The sequence below is a fragment of the Mesorhizobium sp. ORS 3428 genome, from assembly GCF_001854785.1.
Lineage (GTDB): Bacteria > Pseudomonadota > Alphaproteobacteria > Rhizobiales > Rhizobiaceae > Mesorhizobium.
Genome location: NZ_MDFL01000069.1, coordinates 1 through 2,208 on the forward strand (window position 1 = coordinate 1; position 2,208 = coordinate 2,208).

The following is a 2,208-nucleotide window of genomic DNA, read 5'->3' on the forward strand; positions in this document are numbered from 1 at the left end:
CTGGAAGATCACCTTCGCGGACACGGTTGCCGATAACGGCTCTTCCGGATTTTTCGTTCTCGGCGCCGAGCGTAGGCCACTAACCGGGCTAGATCTCTATACTTGCGGAATGGCGCTGGAAGTGAATAGCGCCGTGGTCTCAATCGGTGCCGGCGCGGCCTGTCTCGGGCACCCCCTCAATGCTGCCGCGTGGCTGACCCGCACGCTCTCTGCTCGTGGCGAAGTTCTCCGCGCCGGCGACGTTGTGCTGACCGGTGCTCTGGGACCAATGGTCACTCTCCAGGCAGGCGACGAGGTAGTTGCTAAGGTCGGCGGCCTGGGTGAAGCCCGGTTCAGGTACGAGAAGGACGGCTAATGGCCGGGGTCAAGACGGCAATCATCGGCTCAGGCAATATTGGCACCGACCTGATGATCAAGATCATGCGTCACTCGAACAGACTGGAGATGTCGGCGCTTGTCGGGGTCGATCCCGCGTCCGATGGGCTTGCCCGGGCCAAACGCCTTGGTGTGGCGACGACCCACGAAGGCATTGAGGGCTTGCAAAGGCTCGATGTGTGGCCCGACATTGGGATCGTGTTCGACGCTACGTCTGCTGCTGCTCATCAAAGGCACAGCGCGGTCGTAACCGGCGCCGGTAAAGTTATGATCGACCTGACGCCGGCTGCAATCGGGCCCTACGTCATTCCGGTGGTCAATGGCGGAACCCATCTTGATGCGCCAAATGTGAACATGGTGACGTGCGGTGGTCAGGCGACGATTCCGATCGTGGCGGCGGTGTCCTCGGTCGCGAAGGTCCACTACGCGGAGATCGTCGCATCCATTTCCTCGAAGTCGGCTGGGCCCGGCACTCGGGCAAATATAGATGAGTTTACCGAGACTACGGCACGCGCTATCGAAATGGTTGGTGGCGCTTCCCAAGGAAAGGCCATCATCGTCCTCAATCCGGCCGAGCCGCCGCTCCTTATGCGCGACACCGTCTTTACGCTCTCGTCCGGGGCGAACGAGGCTGCCATCGCAGAGGCGATCAAGGCAATTGTAGCCAAGGTGAATGCGTATGTGCCTGGCTATCGGCTGAAGCAGCAGGTTCAGTTCGAACGTTTCGGCTCTAACAACCCTGCGCAGATTCCGGGTGTCGGTGACTTCGAAGGTATCAAAACCAGCGTCTTTCTCGAGGTGGAGGGCGCGGCGCATTACTTGCCTGCTTATGCCGGAAATCTCGACATCATGACGTCGGCCGGGCTGCAGACGGCCGAAAAGATTGCACTGCGTATTCAAGAAAGGGTGGCGGCATGAAACTGGCTCGGATTGGTCAAAAGGGGCACGAACAACCAGTCCTGATCGACGCCGAAGGCAAGGCGAGGAGCCTTGTGTCAAAGCTGTCAGATATCGATGCCAACGCGCTGAGCCCGGCCGCCTTGAAGTCTCTGGGTGCACTTGACGTGTCGGTGCTGCCGCTGGTGGAAGGGCCTTTTCGTTACGGCGTGCCCGTGGCGGGTGTCCGGAAATTCATCGCGATAGGTCTCAATTTTTCCGATCACGCTCAAGAGTCGAACCTGCCCATTCCAAGCGAGCCTATCGTCTTCATGAAGGCGATTTCATCTCTTGCTGGCCCCGATGATGACGTGCCGGTGCCGCGAGGCGCCAAGAAGGTTGATTGGGAAGTTGAACTCGGCGTCGTCATCGGAACGCGTGYCCGCTATGTTTCGCGTGGCGAGGCGATGGCGCATGTAGCCGGTTACGTTCTCGTCAATGACGTGTCGGAGCGCTCGCACCAGCTGGAACGCGGTGGCACCTGGGACAAAGGCAAGAGCCATGATGGCTTCGGGCCAGTGGGACCTTGGCTTGTCACAACGGACGAATTGGGCGAGGGGCGCGGCCTGTCGATGTTCATGAATGTCTCCGGGCAGCGCTGTCAGACCGGAAACACTGACACCATGATTTTCGATGTGCCGACCGTTGTCGCATATGTCAGCGAGTTTCTGACGCTCGAACCCGGAGACATCATCACGACGGGAACACCTCCCGGTGTCGGCATGGGTATGAAACCGCCGCGCTATTTGGCTGCCGGCGACGAAATGCATCTTGGCATCAAAGGACTTGGCGAGCAGCGTCAGCGCGTCGTCATCCATGACGACTAATGTGGAAAATCCATGAACCTCGATCCGACGCAAACGAAGCTCTACATTCAGGACGTGACTTTGCGCGACG

The 2,208-nt window shown here is 59.3% G+C and carries 3 protein-coding genes; all 3 read left to right on the forward strand.

All coding sequences use genetic code 11. The features are described 5' to 3' along the window. The coding region (locus ORS3428_RS08335; protein ID WP_172833661.1) for a 2-keto-4-pentenoate hydratase at positions 1-355 on the forward strand (355 nt) is incomplete at its 5' end. Then, positions 355-1,293: an acetaldehyde dehydrogenase (acetylating) gene (locus tag ORS3428_RS08340; RefSeq protein ID WP_071096370.1), complete on the forward strand. Its 939-nt coding sequence runs from the start codon at positions 355-357 to the stop codon at positions 1,291-1,293. The genes ORS3428_RS08335 and ORS3428_RS08340, both read left to right, overlap by 1 nt. Beyond that, positions 1,290-2,138: a fumarylacetoacetate hydrolase family protein gene (locus ORS3428_RS08345; protein ID WP_071096372.1), complete on the forward strand. Its 849-nt coding sequence runs from the start codon at positions 1,290-1,292 to the stop codon at positions 2,136-2,138. Before ORS3428_RS08340 ends, ORS3428_RS08345 begins: the two co-directional genes overlap by 4 nt. The last annotated feature ends 70 nt before the right edge of the window (positions 2,139-2,208 follow it).

What these genes read in the sequence shown, in the direction of transcription:
- ORS3428_RS08340 (WP_071096370.1), top strand. Translation starts at nt 355, where the DNA reads ATGGCCGGGGTCAAGACGGCAATCATCGGCTCAGGCAATATTGGCACC.